This is a genomic window from Bifidobacterium sp. ESL0769 (genome assembly GCF_029395495.1).
Lineage (GTDB): Bacteria > Actinomycetota > Actinomycetes > Actinomycetales > Bifidobacteriaceae > Bifidobacterium.
The window spans coordinates 1,351,577-1,365,473 of record NZ_CP113918.1 but is presented as its reverse complement, the minus strand read 5'-3'; the positions used below and the strand labels follow the sequence as shown (position 1 = coordinate 1,365,473).

14 protein-coding genes are annotated in these 13,897 nt (G+C 51.9%); 12 read left to right on the top strand and 2 right to left on the bottom strand.

Annotated elements, in window-relative coordinates:
• Positions 1–35: 35 nt before the first annotated feature.
• From OZX72_RS05560 to OZX72_RS05535, 6 genes are all read left to right on the top strand, one after another.
• The gene (locus OZX72_RS05560; RefSeq protein WP_277157700.1) at positions 36–425 is read left to right on the top strand and encodes a cold-shock protein; all 390 of its coding nucleotides are present in this window, start codon (positions 36–38) and stop codon (positions 423–425) included.
• Positions 426–459: 34 nt separating this feature from the next.
• Positions 460–2,178 (top strand): DUF3027 domain-containing protein, encoded by a 1,719-nt coding sequence (locus OZX72_RS05555; protein ID WP_277157699.1) that lies wholly within the window; start codon positions 460–462, stop codon positions 2,176–2,178.
• 184 nt (positions 2,179–2,362) lie between these two features.
• Entirely contained in the window at positions 2,363–5,095 is a 2,733-nt protein-coding gene (locus OZX72_RS05550) for an ATP-dependent Clp protease ATP-binding subunit (protein WP_277157698.1), read from the top strand.
• 329 nt (positions 5,096–5,424) lie between these two features.
• On the top strand, positions 5,425–5,847 hold the full coding sequence (locus tag OZX72_RS05545; protein ID WP_277157697.1) for a hypothetical protein: 423 nt from the start codon (positions 5,425–5,427) through the stop codon (positions 5,845–5,847).
• A gap of 39 nt (positions 5,848–5,886) precedes the next feature.
• Positions 5,887–6,369 carry a hypothetical protein gene (locus OZX72_RS05540; protein WP_277157696.1) on the top strand — a complete coding sequence of 161 codons (483 nt, stop codon included), beginning with the start codon at positions 5,887–5,889 and terminating at the stop codon, positions 6,367–6,369.
• A gap of 374 nt (positions 6,370–6,743) precedes the next feature.
• Complete coding sequence (locus OZX72_RS05535; RefSeq protein ID WP_277157695.1) at positions 6,744–6,983, top strand: hypothetical protein; 240 nt, start codon at positions 6,744–6,746, stop codon at positions 6,981–6,983.
• Between the two features lie 120 nt (positions 6,984–7,103).
• Here the strand turns inward: OZX72_RS05535 and OZX72_RS05530 are convergent, their stop codons facing one another.
• Positions 7,104–7,502 carry a hypothetical protein gene (locus OZX72_RS05530; protein ID WP_277157694.1) on the bottom strand — a complete coding sequence of 133 codons (399 nt, stop codon included), beginning with the start codon at positions 7,500–7,502 and terminating at the stop codon, positions 7,104–7,106.
• Between the two features lie 899 nt (positions 7,503–8,401).
• On the opposite strand from OZX72_RS05530, the gene OZX72_RS05525 reads away from it, so the two are divergent.
• The 5 genes from OZX72_RS05525 to OZX72_RS05505 all read left to right on the top strand — a co-directional run bounded on the left by OZX72_RS05525 (position 8,402) and on the right by OZX72_RS05505 (position 10,734).
• A complete protein-coding gene (locus OZX72_RS05525) occupies positions 8,402–8,554 on the top strand; it encodes a hypothetical protein (protein ID WP_277157693.1) in 153 nt (50 codons plus the stop codon).
• A 255-nt stretch (positions 8,555–8,809) separates the two neighbouring features.
• Complete coding sequence (locus OZX72_RS05520) at positions 8,810–9,544, top strand: hypothetical protein (RefSeq protein WP_277157692.1); 735 nt, start codon at positions 8,810–8,812, stop codon at positions 9,542–9,544.
• Positions 9,545–9,742: 198 nt separating this feature from the next.
• Positions 9,743–9,895 carry a hypothetical protein gene (locus OZX72_RS05515; protein WP_277157691.1) on the top strand — a complete coding sequence of 51 codons (153 nt, stop codon included), beginning with the start codon at positions 9,743–9,745 and terminating at the stop codon, positions 9,893–9,895.
• Between the two features lie 91 nt (positions 9,896–9,986).
• A complete protein-coding gene (locus tag OZX72_RS05510; RefSeq protein WP_277157690.1) occupies positions 9,987–10,406 on the top strand; it encodes a hypothetical protein in 420 nt (139 codons plus the stop codon).
• Positions 10,396–10,734, top strand: a complete 339-nt coding sequence (locus tag OZX72_RS05505; protein WP_277157689.1) for a hypothetical protein — start codon at positions 10,396–10,398, stop codon at positions 10,732–10,734. The genes OZX72_RS05510 and OZX72_RS05505 overlap by 11 nt, the downstream gene beginning before the upstream one ends.
• Before the next feature lie 91 nt (positions 10,735–10,825).
• On the opposite strand, the gene OZX72_RS05500 is transcribed toward OZX72_RS05505, so the two are convergent.
• Positions 10,826–12,400: a DUF349 domain-containing protein gene (locus OZX72_RS05500; RefSeq protein ID WP_348519662.1), complete on the bottom strand. Its 1,575-nt coding sequence runs from the start codon at positions 12,398–12,400 to the stop codon at positions 10,826–10,828.
• A 91-nt stretch (positions 12,401–12,491) separates the two neighbouring features.
• Here OZX72_RS05500 and hisS point away from each other — a divergent pair, with 91 nt between their 5' ends.
• A complete protein-coding gene (gene hisS, locus OZX72_RS05495) occupies positions 12,492–13,892 on the top strand; it encodes a histidine--tRNA ligase (RefSeq protein WP_277157687.1) in 1,401 nt (466 codons plus the stop codon).
• Positions 13,893–13,897: the final 5 nt, after the last annotated feature.

The following is a 13,897-nucleotide window of genomic DNA, read 5'->3' as shown; positions in this document are numbered from 1 at the left end:
CCGTCAAGCAGTTTAAAGAATGAACGAGGTGTGTCATGCCCAGCGGGAAAGTGCGTTGGTTCGATTCAAAGAGGGGTTACGGCTTTATCACCGACGAGGAGGGCAACGATGTGTTTCTGCCTGCGGCGGCATTGCCGACAGGTACGTCGACTTTGCGTAAGGGAGCCAAAGTCGAATTTTCGCTGGTCGATGGTCGCAAAGGTCCGCAGGCCATGGATCTGCATGTTTTGGGGCCGGCGCCTTCCGTGGTGCGTGCCACCAGGCCAAAGCCTGACGACATGGCCGCCATTGTCGAGGATCTGATCAAATTGCTCGACAAGGCCGGCAATTCCCTGAGACGTCATCGCTATCCGAACCCTGCGGAAAGCCGGAAACTGGCGACGTTGCTGCGAGCAGTTGCCGATGATTTCGATGTCGAGGACTGAAAAGAAAACGGAAAGCGAAATGACGGAAGACAGCATGGCGGAAGCAACGGCGGGCACAACGGTGAATGCGGTGGATCAGGTCGACACAGCTGTGGATGCAATGAGCGAGGCAACGGTAGAGACGGCCGAGCGTCCTGACAAAGAAACGAAGCTTGACCCGCGCGCTTTGGCGAAATCGGTGGTGCTCGCTGTGGCCGACGAGCCCGACGAGGTGGGGGACTTCGCGCAGAGCATCGATTTGGGTGACAACGTCACCGATTTTCGTTTCGTGTGCCTGCGGAAAGGCTACGAGGGCTGGCAATGGGCGGTGACGCTCTATCATGACGTCGAGGTTGATTCGTGGAGCGTCAACGAATCCACGCTGGTTCCCACGAAGGATTCGTTGCTGGCACCGGCTTGGATTCCTTGGAAGGACAGGCTTGAAGCCGCCGACCTTTCGGTGACGGACTCTTTGGGCACCGACCCGGACGATCCGCGTATGGAAGACGGGTTCCGCAAGACCGAGGTCACTCAAAACGACTCGGTTGAAGTTTCGCAGGAAAGCCGAACTGATTCTGCGGTTTCCGGGCAGAAAGTCGTCGATACCAGGGTTGAGCTGAATGGTTCCGAGGAATCAGACACTTTATCTGCAAACGAGGAAAGTACCGCTGAGGCAATCGACAACGCCGAAACGGAAGGATTAGCTGTAACCCAGATTGACACAGAAACGAGTATTGACGGTGAAGCAGGTGCCGACAGTCAAGCGAAGGCTGACGCTGATATCGATCCAGAGACAGGGTTGAGCCGCGAACTTGAAGACACGGTCGAGCAATTCGGCCTTTCGCGTCGACATGTGATGAGTTCACTCGGACGCTCGCAGACCGCCAAACGCTGGTATGACGGGCAACATGGCCCGAAGTCACTTTCTACCAAGACGGCCGAGGGCAACCTCTGTTCGACCTGCGCCTTCTTCATCGGGCTCAAGGGCGACCTAGACACCATGTTCGGCGTGTGTGCAAACCGCTGGAGCCCGGACGATGGACGCGTTGTTTCACTTGATCACGGTTGTGGCGAACATTCCGAAATCGAGCAGCCGGAGCCCTCGCATCTGTGGGTGCAGTCCAAGCCGGCGTTCGATGATCTGCATATCGATATCATCGCCCAGGCACCGCGTGAGGAACGTGGACAGGTCGAGCTCATTGAATCGATCGATGAGGACGATAATGTTGCTGACACGGAATCGGATGAATCCGATGAGACGGATGACGATACCGCGACCGAAACCGATATTGCCGAGCACGCCGTTCCCGGTTCGTTGGACGACGACGAGAGCGACGAAGACGATGAGGATGAGACGGTTGGCAAAGGCACGGTAGGCAGTGCTGTTACCGCCGATCCGGATGTGGAATCGACCATTGATCTGAGTGATGACGATGATGATTCTGATGACGATTCAGACGATGATAACGATGAAGTCGATGATGATTCGGATGACGTTACTGACGATTCCGATGACTCCGATGACAGCGTAGCAGGCGATGACTCCGAAGACGAGGACGATGCTGAGGATGCTGAGGACACGGATGATTCTGACTCGGAAGATGAAGCCGATCAACATGCAGACGATGAATCGGCAAGCGACGATTCAGACGACGCGGGAAATGTCGAAGTCGAAGCTGAAGTTGGAGCGTCTGATGAAATCGTGATTACAGAAGAAAACAAATCCTCAGAGAGTAATGACGCCGATAGCGCGACACAAGCTGATGAGGATTAAAACCAGGAAACCGGATAGCGATGCTTGATTGCTTTGTGTCAGTGTCGAAATCGGCATAAACGGACCGGTTCTAGCCGTTTACAGTGCGTTTGTTGCGTTCTCAGCGCAATAGGCGCGCGTCATGAAATAAACGTCACCATAAATCGGTAGAGTTAAATGGATTATCAACAGTGGAAGGACAAGTATGTTCGAACGGTTTACTGACCGTGCCAGGCGCGTGATCGTGTTGGCGCAGGAAGAAGCCAAAGCCCTCCAGCACAACTATATCGGCACCGAACATCTGCTGCTCGGCCTGATTCGTGAAGGCGAAGGCATCGCGGCCAAGGCGCTGGCCGCCAAGGGCGTTACTTTGGAAGATACCCGCAAGCAAGTGGAGGAAATGATCGGCAAGGGCAACGCCGCGCCGAATGGTCATATTCCGTTCACCCCTCATGCCAAGCAGGTCTTGGAACTGAGCCTGCGTGAAGCGCTGCAATTGGGGCACAGCTATATCGGCACCGAGCACATTCTGCTCGGCCTCATCCGCGAGGGTGAAGGAGTCGGTACTCAGGTGCTCATCAAGATGGATGTCGACTTGGGCGAGCTTCGCAGCTCCACCATCGACCTGATCCGCGGCAACTCCGGCGGTGCTGATGGCGAAGGCAAGGGCGACCTGGCCAACGCAGGCGGCGTGGAGAACAAGGGCCGTCAGACCGGTTCTGCCATTCTCGACCAGTTCGGCCGCAACCTCACCGCGGAAGCCGCGGAAGGCAAGCTGGATCCGGTCATCGGCCGTGCCAAGGAAATCGAGCGCGTCATGGTCGTGCTTTCGCGTCGTACCAAGAACAACCCGGTTTTGATCGGCGAGCCTGGCGTCGGCAAGACCGCCGTCGTCGAAGGTTTGGCGCAGAAGATTCATGCCGGCGACGTTCCCGAGACCTTGAAGGGCAAGCAGGTCTATTCGCTTGATCTCGCCTCCATGGTGGCCGGTTCACGTTACCGCGGCGATTTCGAGGAACGCTTGAAAAAGGTTCTGAAGGAAATCAAGACCCGCGGCGACATCGTGCTCTTCATCGATGAGATCCACACCATCGTCGGCGCAGGTTCTGCGGATGGCGCGTTGGGTGCCTCCGACATCCTGAAGCCGATGCTGGCTCGTGGCGAGCTCCAGACCATCGGTGCCACCACCACCGACGAATACCGCAAGTACATCGAGAAGGATGCGGCGCTTGAACGTCGTTTCCAGCCCATTCAGGTCGATGAGCCGTCCATCGCGGACACCATCGAGATTCTGAAGGGTCTGCGCAGCAGGTACGAGAACCACCACAAGGTGACCATCACCGACGGTGCCCTTCAGGCCGCGGCCGAGCTTTCGTCACGTTACATCCAGGACCGTAACCTGCCCGACAAGGCCATCGATCTTATCGATGAGGCCGGCGCACGTCTGCGCATCAAGCGTCTCACCGCGCCGCCGGAGCTCAAGGAACTCGACGGTAAGATCGCCAAGGTCTCCGATGAGAAGGACAAGGCCATCAAGGACCAGGACTTCGAGAAGGCGGCCGAGCTGCGAGACAGTGAGGAGAAGCTGAAGACCGAGCGCAAGGAGAAGGAAAAGACCTGGCGCGAGGGCGGCAGCGATGTCAAGATGGTCGTCGATGAAGAAGTGATCGCCGAGGTCGTTTCCTCGACCACCGGCATCCCCGTCTTCAAGCTTACCCAGGCCGAATCCAAGAAGCTCCTCAACATGGAGTCCGAGCTGCACAAGCGCATCATCGGTCAGGACGAAGCGGTTTCCGCGCTTGCCCGTTCGATTCGTCGTACTCGTGTCGGCTTGAAGGATCCGAAGCGTCCTGCAGGTTCGTTCATCTTCGCGGGCCCCACCGGCGTCGGCAAGACCGAGCTGGCCAAGGCGTTGGCGCAGTTCCTCTTCGATGACGAGGACGCGCTGATTCGCGTCGACATGTCCGAGTTCTCCGAAAAGTACGCCGCGTCGCGTCTCTTTGGTGCGCCTCCGGGGTACGTCGGCTACGAAGAGGGCGGCGAGCTCACCGAGAAGGTGCGTCGCAAGCCGTTCTCCGTCGTACTCTTTGATGAGATCGAGAAGGCCCACCCCGACATCTTCAACACGCTGTTGCAGGTGCTGGATGACGGCCATCTGACCGATGGTCAGGGACGCAAGGTGGACTTCAAGAACACCATCATCATCCTGACGACCAATCTTGGCACCAAGGACATCGCCAAGGCCGCCAACACCGGCTTCAGCTCCGGCAACGACCAGGAGTCGAGCTATGAGCGGATGAAGAGCCAGGTGACGAGCGAACTCAAGCAGCAGTTCCGTCCTGAGTTCCTCAACCGTCTGGATGACATCATCGTCTTCCGTCAGTTGACCGAACCTCAGGTGCGTCAGATTGTCGATCTCGACCTCAATCAGCTCAACGACCGTCTCTTCGAGCGTCACATGACCATTGAACTGACGGATGCCGCCAAGGATCTGCTCGCGCAGAAGGGCTTCGACCCGCTGCTCGGCGCCCGTCCGCTGCGTCGCGTCATCACGCGCGACATCGAGGACGCCGTCTCCGAGAAGATTCTGATGGGCGACCTGAAGAATGGCGAAAAGGTCGAAGTCGACGCCGAAGGCGAAGGCATCCTGGGCGAGTTCACCTTCAAGGGTGTGCCCTTCGAGGATTCGGATGCCAATCCGGTAAAGACAGACGCTGATGGTAAGCAACCCGAACTGGTAGGTGTCGGTGCGTCAGCTGATACAAGCGCTGCTGCGTCCGCTCCGTCTACTGATTCAGGCGATTCACCGGCTGCCTCGTCTTCAACGCCAGCATCAGCCCCATCCACGGATGCGCCGTCAAGCGCTTCGAGTGATTTCCCGGCTGGCTCTGGTTCGGATACGCATGGTACGGATACCCCATCAACTCCAAGTGAGTGATGTTGACCTAGATGAGCGCTGATGTAACGCGCTCACTGTACAAAGGCCCGACTTCTCGTCCAAGAAGCCGGGCCTTCGCGTATTCAGACGCCCAAAGGTGCCTTTCTCCTCAGTAAAACCGCTCATCAGTGAGAAAAGCACGTTTTCGCCCCTATTTTGGTGCTTTTCTCACTGATTCGGTTCGCAACTGCGGCGAAAAGCACGAAATAAGGATCGAAAACGTGCTTTTGGCTGCAGTTCAGGAAAATGCGAGTAGGGGGAGGCTGATAATCTGATAATCAAGAGAAAACAACAACACGAAGTTGTGTATCCAAAGAAGGGTGTAAGTAATGGGAAAACGCGTACGGGGAATTGTTGGCATAGTGGCTGCACTGCTTTGCGTCGGCAGTCTGGCAGGGTGTGGAGCCAAGAGTTCCGAACCGAGTGTGAGCGATGTAGCCGACAGGTTTTCTGCGATGGAGAAGTATGATGTCAAACCCAACGGAGATGAAACAACCGTTACCGTTTCCAAGAGCGGCACGCTTTATGTTCTGGCCTATCGCGATAATCTTAAAAAGGCGAAACCCGAAAGCTGTACCATCGACGGCAATCCTATGAAAGCAAGTAGTGAAGATCTCAACTACCCGGATTCCAAGGGCAAGAACCTCTTCGCATTTGCACAGGCAAAGGTTAGGCAATCCGGTGACCACAAGCTCAGCTGCAACCAGTCCGGAACAGCCAATTTAAAAGCGCTGTTTGAAGCAACAAAATAGACGATTGTCGGATCTTCAATACAACTGAGGAGAAGAAAGATGAACAGTCAAAAACGTATTTTTCGCGTATGCGCATGCATAGTTCTCTGTCTTGCTTTGCCGTTATCTCTGGGTGCATGTGGGAATGATGGCTCGTTACCGCATGGTAATGAAAGTGTTTCTTCCTCGGAATCATCGAAGGTCAAGGATACGGGCAAAAACTTTTTCAAAGAAATGTATCAGGGCGATTCAAAATCAATTATGAGTTATGCCAGTAAACGTTGCTCGAATGATACATCTCTAGTCAAGAAATACGATTTAAACGGCTCGTTGAGACTTGATAAAAATTGGCATAAGAATCTCCAACACATTACTCAAGGTATCGATAAAGGCAAAGTGGTAAAGGGTGATTCCGATTCTTCGGCTATCCTCACAAGCGATGCAGTGGTCGATTTAGGTTTTGCCAAGGAAGATGGGCAGTGGAAAATCGACTATCAGACTTGTAAATCGGTCAGCGAAGGAGGATTCATTAAAGAAAGTTAAACTTGATGCCTTTACAATGAAATTATTCATGGACAACATTGGAACAAGTTCGCCGTTTGGTGGTGTTACAAAAGCGGAACTCTATAAGAGATACGGTCTGGCTTTATGCTGCTTTGCAGTTACCGGTTTCCCGATTGATGAAAATCCTTAAGGAGGATATCGGCTTAAAAGTATTTCTTTAAAAATCGCTAATAAAATTAGCAACCAAAATAATGGGTAGAGGCGGACGTGTTCTTGCTGCTGTATGTTAATAAAAAATGTCCTTGGGTGTGTAAAAGCTTTTACGTCTAATTGAAGACGTAAAAGTATAAAGGCAATAGACAAATCGAAGACCATTCTGAACCAATGAGCAGCATCAGTTGAAATACCATGTGATGACGCCGTTCGGCTGGATGAATGATTCGAATGGCTTTTCGTGTTTCAATGGTTATTATCATCTTTTTTACCAGTACAATCTATACGATGACGAGTGGAAACCAATGCACTGGGGCCATTACCGCAGCCGCAGCCTGATTCATTGGAAGCAGTTGCCAGTAGCTTTGGTGCCTGGAGATTACGAAGATGCCAACGGTTGCTATTCCAATTGCTTGATTGCCAGAAACGACTTTGCCTGATGTACGTGGGCCCACACTTACTGAGACCGGACCATCTGGACCATTATCGCGAGGTACAGAATATCGACTATAGCGACGGATGTTGTGCACTTCATGAAATATGAAGGCAATCGGTCATTGCTACACCTCCAGAAGAAAAATACGCAGGATTTCCGCGACTTCAAGATTGGGTGGAATGGCGATTATTTTCACATGATTCAGGGTTCGCGCGGCAAGGGCGAACTCGAACGTGTGCTGGTCTGTCCCTGGATGATTCGCTGCATTGGCAGTTTCAGAAGCCCATCGCGAAGTTGAAAGGAGAGAATGCGCTGGGCAATGTGGAAATATCCTGACTTCTTCGAGCTTGATGGCAAGGACGTTATACTGTTTTCCATGTAAGGTATCGAGCCGACTGAGGAACAATACCGAAATCTTTATTAAATCGGATATTTCATCTGCGACATAGATTATGAAGTAAGCCAATTCGCGCATGGTGATTTCAGCGAAGTCGACCACGGGTACGATTTCTACGATACCCAAACGGCATAGACGCCTGACGATCGTAAGATCCTCATCGGTTTGATGGACATGTGGGAATCGGTTATGCCTGACATGTTGGGCATTGACGATACCACGCGAGCTGACGTTGTGCGACGGTCATATCGCTATATACAGCCTACAAAGGAACTCGAGAAATTGGGGCGTACAATCGTTTTGGATGAGAGTTTGGAAGTTGAGTGTGAATGGTTGGACCTACCTGACCTTCAGTATGTTGAACTGATACTTGAAGGGGACTTGCGGAATGGCAGGAGCGTTGCTTTGAGGTGACGCTAGGAACTGAGGCAGGATTGTTGGTCTTGCTTTCGTATGATCGAGATACACAGGGGGTTAATCGTGAATCGTGTCGACAACAGGCGATGACGCCAAACGTTTCGACAACATAAAGCCAGAGGATACGTTGAAGTTTGCAGACACCAGTTCCGTCGAGTTCTTCGTCAATGATAGTGAACGGTACTCACGGAGTGTTATTTTATCGAACAGAAGCAGATAATCGAACTGAAGGCCGATTCAGAGCGTTCCATGCAAATTACCGCATATTTTTTCTTTCTAAGTGGTTATGGAGCAGGTTGAGATTAAAAGCTAAGTTATAAACTGATACAAGTTTAGGGATGTAGCTTTCTATGAAGTCAAGGGCTATCTTTGTCTGAATGATATATTTTTTGATAATATTCTAAATAATGCGATAAAAATATGATATTTGTCTCGCCGTTCCTCTATATTTTTGTATGGCAAAGGAATGTTAGCGTCAGCGGTGAGATTGACAGACCATTGGCATCGTTGCTTTAAATATTTCTTTGTCCCTCTGATATTTTTAGTGTGCAGTGTGGCACTGGATTAGAGGAATCATCATGTAGTAAGCCTCTTCAAGGAGAATTATCATGGATCGAGTAATCAAGGCGAAAACCGTTAGCTACGGGTTGATTGAGCTTCACGAGCACAACGCGTCATACTACATCACGGTGAATGGTTCGATTAAGGAGCAGTCTTCGGATCTCAATGCGATGGAATCGTACTTCGACGATTACAACTGATATTGCATAAATTGATATTGTATGTTGTACTGTATTTAGTCTTTAGCCATATTTTCAAGAGCTATAGGCTGCTCATGAAAATTCTAAAGTCAGATGAAGAATACGGTTAAAACAATCTGCACTATATTCAGTTAGTTTTTTGAGTATGCAGTGCAGATTGTCAGTTTCAAGATAAATAAACCATGTTCGTTTAAGATTTTTCAAATATCAATGAATTGCAGATGAAATTATAGAAAATATTAAAGGAGCTTAGAAATGGCTGAGGAATCGCAACTTGTAGTAAATCTTGATCCAGCTTGGCCCCAAATAGGGGCTGATACCTTTTGTCAGACTGCCGAGTCTCCAGAGGATCTTTTGATTCAATTTGACGAGAACGGAATGTTCTTTGAAGTGTTTAAGCGATTTATTGAATATTTGTCACCTGGCTATGGAGGGCAATCCAGTCTTTTAGGAGCGTTACTTGATAAGCATCCCCCGATAGATGATTGGGTGAGAAAATATTTCAACTTCTATCAGAGAGCTATATCTTGGCTTCAAACTGAAGAAAAGCCTTTGATGAAAATAATTCCTGAAGTACAAACCCTCGCTCGATATCTTCTAGACTATTTACAAGATTCTGAGAATCCTGATGAATATATGGGTGACGGAAACTATGCAGTATTGTTGTCAGCCTATTTGGCTGTTGGATTTGGTGCTGACGATACTGATGCCCTTACAAGTATCTCATGCTGGGCCAATGTTGGCCCGCGGCAGCAATTCGGAACCGTAGCCAGACAATTGTCCCTTATCCCACTTTGGCTTACAGATTTTGGTGGTTATAAGTCTCTGTGGCGGGAGCAATATCCAGAGTCAAGAATGCGAGTCCTCCAGAAATTAGAAGACCGAAGAGAATCGTGGAAAAGTGCTGGCCTATGTGCCTATTGTGGAGGTTCTTTCACAGGAATGTTTAAAAAGCACTGTACAAAATGCGGCAGGGATAAGGATTATTAGAAACGGTGTTCCTATTGCGGCTTCATTGATAATGCTGCAGTGGAATCGTAAGGTTATTTTCCGTTTTAATTTTTATGTGCTGGAACTCTGGGAGTTTGTGATTGTATTAATGAATCCCAAACTCGTGGTTTCGATGAGCAGTGCGGCAGTGAACCAGAGAGATTACAAGAAGTAAAAACTCTATCAAGGAGGATTGTCATGGATCGTGTCATCAAGGCGAAAACCGTAAGTTATGGGTTGATTGAGCTTCACGAGCACGATGCGTCATATTACATTACCGTCAATGGTTCGATTAAGGAACAGTCTTCGGATCTCAATGCGATGGAATCGTACTTCGACCATTACGACTAAGACCATATATCTTAAAGATTGGAATGGGTTGTGATTTGGTCTGCTGTTCTGTTTCAAAAATGTAGTTTTAAGATTATTTCAAAGGAGAGCCGTGGAAGACAAGAATGAGAAGTTTGAGTTGTTTTATTCGAAAGCCAAGGCATACTATGAACAAGGAAACTTAAAAGAGGCTTTGCGCTTTGCAAAGAAGGCGAACAAGCTCCATCGTATAGACAAAAGCAAGCTTTGGTGCGAGGATAGTTCTTTTCTAAGACTTGTCGCTGCCATATATGCTCAGATGGGAGACGTGAAAAATTACTGTTGGGTGGAGTTCAGGATTTCAGAGCTGAACCCAAACGATTTTGAACAATACGCGACCTCAGCATCTGCATTCGAAGAATGGGGGAGTCTGAACATGGCTTTGCAACAGTATAAAAAAGCTATAGAAGTGGCAAATAAACAAGGATGCGGAGAAGACGCAATTGTTGATGTTTGCTATGAACATATCCTAAGGATAGAAAATGGACAATAATTCAACTATGAATGAGGAAGCAAAACAACTTGCGAAGCAAAAGGCGGTTAAGCGGAAGCCGATTATCTACAACGCCATTTGTCTGGTAATTATTATCTGTGCGACGGTTTTCGGAGGTGGCGGAATTGCGGGTCTTATCGTTTTGCTGATTTGCGGTGCCGTGATGAATCTGATTAACAGCGGGAAGGCCAATATGGCTCTTGTCCCACATAATAACGTCTGCCTTATGGCTAAAGCCGGAACAATGCGTTGCCTTATCTGTGAGGGCGTAATGCTTGCACTGGGAATTGTGGTAATCGTCATTGCATTCTCAGTTTCAGGGCAGTGAAAAAGGTTAAGAATAACATAAAAGAGTCTGTGCCTGCTGGTTGATGTTTCAATAGGCACAGACTCTTTTATGTTGTCAAATAGACAGTAACTTACTTCACGGCGTTGAGCCACTGTTCCTTGGTGGCTTTTTCGGCCTCAAGCTTGGACTTCTTGGCCGGGTCGGACTCGGCGGCGATTTGCTTGTCGAGCTCATCGAGCTGCGCCTTGAGCTGGGTCTCGAAGCTGGAGACACGGGCGTCGGCCTCGGGGTCACTCTTCTGCCAGGCAGCCTGTTCGACGGCCTTGATCTTGTTGTCGACGGCGTCGAGGCGGCTTTCGATGCGGTGCATGTCTTCACGAGGAACGTAGCCGATCTGATCCCACTCGTCTTGGATGTCAGCCAGCGCCTGACGTGCCTTCTTGGCGGCCTTTTCGTCGGCGACCGGCACCAAGGCCTCGGCCTTCTTCAGCAGCTCCTCCTTCTTGGCGAGGTTGTCCTTCTCGTTGGAGCTCATCTGGTCACGGTCGGCCTGACGGGCGTTGAAGAAGACATCGCAGGCCTCGCGGAACTTGGCCCACAGCTCGTCGTCTTCCTTGCGTCCGGCGCGACCGGCGGCCTTCCAGCGGTCCATGAGCTCGTTGAACTGGTGCGAGGTGGCACCCCAGTCGGTGGAGTCCTTGATCTCGTTGGCTTCCTTGATGATCTCTTCCTTGACGCGCTTGGTCTCCTCGCGGGAAGCGTCGCGGGCCTGGGCCCACTTGCGACGGTGCTGGTTGAAGGTGGTGCGAGCGGCGGAGAAGCGTTTCCACAACGCGTCGGCGGTCGGCTTATCGATACGGATGCTGGTGCGCTGATGTTCCTGCCATTGCTCGAAGAGCGAACGGAACTTGTCTGCGGTGGAACGCCAATTCGTGTTCTCTCCCAGCGAATTTGCCAGTGCCTCGGCCTTCTCGACGATGGCGGTTCGCTCCTTGATGGCCTTTTCGAGCGCGGCCTTGCGTGCCGCGGCGAGTTCGGCCTTCTTGGCTTCACCGGCCTTCTTCAGCTCTTCGTACTGTGCCTTGAGCGCGGCGATGTCGCCGACGATGGCGGGGCTTGCGGTTTCTTCGCCGAGCGTCTTGATGGATTCGTCGATCTCATGAGGCTTGATGTTCGCGGCCTTGAGACGCGTGGCGAACAGATCGAGCTTAGCTTTGAGGTCAAGGTAACGGCGTGCATAAAGCGTGAGTGCTTCTTCGTTGGTGGCGCCGGGGAATTCACCGACTTCGCGCTCGGTTTCGCCTTCACGCACGTACACCGTGCCCTTGTCATCGACACGGCCGAACGTCTCAGCGGCCTTCACGTCGGCTTCGGAGTATGTGTGGGCAGGTGCTGCCACCGGGTGCTTCGCCGGTTTCTTGGCAAAGGCCAAAGGGGAGGGGACATGCGGTTTTGGCGCAGGCTTGGCCGGAGCAGGAGTTGCTGTAGCAGAAGCGTCCGGCGTGTCGCCGGCTTTCGGCGCTTGTGAAGCGGTAGGCGCGGTGGCTTCTTCAGTCTTGGGCGTTTCAGTCGCAACGGGTGCCTGTGCGGCTTCCGTCTCGACTGGTGTGGACGTGGCGCTGGCCTGTGCGTCCGCGGCAGGCTGCGCTGCCTGTGCGTTGGATTCATTGGTGTTTTCGGGTTGCTTGACTTGTTCGTCGGCCATGGCCAGCTCCTTGAGAGTCTTCGTGTAACAGGTGTTGCGGGTTCGAGACGAACGCCTCATTTTTCCACAACATCTCTTATTATAGGGAGTTATGGCAAAAGGCGCATCAATATCAGGATTTCCGGAATGGCTACCCGAAGAAAGGGTGGTCGAACAGCGTGTCATCGACACGGTCCGCAGGGTTTTCGAACTCAACGGATTCATTGGCATCGAGACCAGAGCAGTAGAGGAAGGCTCGAGTCTTCTGAAAAAAGGCGAGACAAGCAAAGAGATTTATCTTCTGTCCCGTCTGCAGGAGGTCGGCCACGAATCCGACACGCCCATCGAGCATCGCCTTGGCCTGCATTTCGATTTGACGGTTCCGCTGAGCCGTTACGTGGTCGAACACTCCGGCCAGCTTGCCTTCCCGTTCAAGCGCTGGCAGATTCAGAAGGTCTGGCGTGGCGAGCGTCCGCAGGAAGGCCGCTTCCGTGAGTTCGTCCAGGCCGATATCGATGTGATTGGCAACGGCGAACTTGAAGACCATTACGAAGTCGAGCTGCCGCTGGTTATGGTGCAGGCTCTTGAACAGCTGCGCCAGTTTGGTCTACCGAAGGCCACCGTGCATGCCAATAACCGCAAGCTTTCCGAAGGTTTCTACCGTGGACTCGGCCTGACCGACGTTGAAGGCGTCTTGCGCGAAATTGACAAGCTCGACAAGATAGGTGCCGACGAGGTGGTCAAGCTTCTGGTCAGCGAATGTGGCGCCACCGATGTCCAGGCGCGTGCCTGCCTCGAGCTTGCGGAGTTGACCGCCGCCGACGGCAAGGAGCTCTTGCAAAAGTTCGATGAGCTCTGCGCCAAGCACGATATCGCACAGGACAGCGATGCCTACAAGCTTGCTCGCGAGGGCCTCGATACCTTGGCGATGATCGTTGACGAAGCAGCCATCACCCGCCCTGGTTCCGTTATCGCGGATCTGAAGATTGCGCGTGGTCTTGATTATTACACCGGTTCTGTCTACGAGACGTTCTTGGATGGCGCGGATCAGCTTGGTTCGATTTGTTCCGGTGGCCGTTATGACAACCTCGCTTCGCAGGGTAATCGCAAGTATCCCGGTGTCGGCCTGTCCATTGGCCTTTCGCGCTTGGTCTCTTATATGCTGCACACCGCTGGTGCCCACGCCTCCCGCGTTTCGCCCGCAGCCGTCATGGTCGCGGTCTGGAACGAGGATGATCGCCTGGATTGCAATCATATCGCTGTTGCCTTGCGCAAGCGCGGCATTGCCGCCGACGTGGCTCCAAAGGCCGTGAAGCTCGGCAAGCAGATTAAATACGCTGACAAACTGGGCATTCCCTATGTTTGGTTCCCGGCCGACGCATCGAGCGACGGCGAAGGCAGTGACCATGACGAGGTGAAGAACATCATCACTGGCGAGCAGGTACCTGCCGATGTCAAGTCATGGCAACCCGATACTGTGTATGCTCAGCAAACCGTCTCTTTGGACAAGTAAAAGAG

Coding starts and splice junctions, on each gene's coding strand:
- OZX72_RS05560 (WP_277157700.1), top strand. CDS start 36: ATGCCCAGCGGGAAAGTGCGTTGGTTCGATTCAAAGAGGGGTTACGGC.
- OZX72_RS05555 (WP_277157699.1), top strand. CDS start 460: ATGGCGGAAGCAACGGCGGGCACAACGGTGAATGCGGTGGATCAGGTC.
- OZX72_RS05550 (WP_277157698.1), top strand. CDS start 2,363: ATGTTCGAACGGTTTACTGACCGTGCCAGGCGCGTGATCGTGTTGGCG.
- OZX72_RS05545 (WP_277157697.1), top strand. CDS start 5,425: ATGGGAAAACGCGTACGGGGAATTGTTGGCATAGTGGCTGCACTGCTT.
- OZX72_RS05540 (WP_277157696.1), top strand. CDS start 5,887: ATGAACAGTCAAAAACGTATTTTTCGCGTATGCGCATGCATAGTTCTC.
- OZX72_RS05535 (WP_277157695.1), top strand. CDS start 6,744: ATGACGCCGTTCGGCTGGATGAATGATTCGAATGGCTTTTCGTGTTTC.
- OZX72_RS05525 (WP_277157693.1), top strand. CDS start 8,402: ATGGATCGAGTAATCAAGGCGAAAACCGTTAGCTACGGGTTGATTGAG.
- OZX72_RS05520 (WP_277157692.1), top strand. CDS start 8,810: ATGGCTGAGGAATCGCAACTTGTAGTAAATCTTGATCCAGCTTGGCCC.
- OZX72_RS05515 (WP_277157691.1), top strand. CDS start 9,743: ATGGATCGTGTCATCAAGGCGAAAACCGTAAGTTATGGGTTGATTGAG.
- OZX72_RS05505 (WP_277157689.1), top strand. CDS start 10,396: ATGGACAATAATTCAACTATGAATGAGGAAGCAAAACAACTTGCGAAG.
- OZX72_RS05500 (WP_348519662.1), bottom strand. CDS start 12,400: ATGGCCGACGAACAAGTCAAGCAACCCGAAAACACCAATGAATCCAAC.
- hisS (WP_277157687.1), top strand. CDS start 12,492: ATGGCAAAAGGCGCATCAATATCAGGATTTCCGGAATGGCTACCCGAA.